The sequence below is a fragment of the Paenibacillus sp. J22TS3 genome (genome assembly GCF_018403205.1).
Taxonomy (GTDB): domain Bacteria; phylum Bacillota; class Bacilli; order Paenibacillales; family Paenibacillaceae; genus Fontibacillus; species Fontibacillus tuaregi.
The window spans coordinates 1-221 of the sequence record NZ_BOSF01000055.1 but is presented as its reverse complement, the minus strand read 5'-3'; the positions used below and the strand labels follow the sequence as shown (position 1 = coordinate 221).

General features: G+C 56.6%; 1 rRNA gene. It reads right to left on the bottom strand.

The features are described from left to right. Positions 1 to 216: ribosomal RNA gene (locus KJS63_RS26020) — 23S ribosomal RNA — on the bottom strand; the annotation flags it as partial. Positions 217 to 221 lie beyond the last annotated feature (5 nt).

Sequence of the window (221 nt, the reverse complement as noted above, 5' to 3'; positions counted from 1 at the left end):
GGTATGCGGATTTGCCTACATACCAGCCTCACTGCTTGGACGGACATCCATCAGTCCGCGTCACTACCCTGCTGCGTCACCCCATCGCTCATAGCGGATTACGGTGGTACAGGAATTTCAACCTGTTGTCCTTCGACTACGCCTTTCGGCCTCGCCTTAGGTCCCGACTTACCCTGAGCGGACGAACCTTCCTCAGGAACCCTTAGGCTTTCGGCGGATCA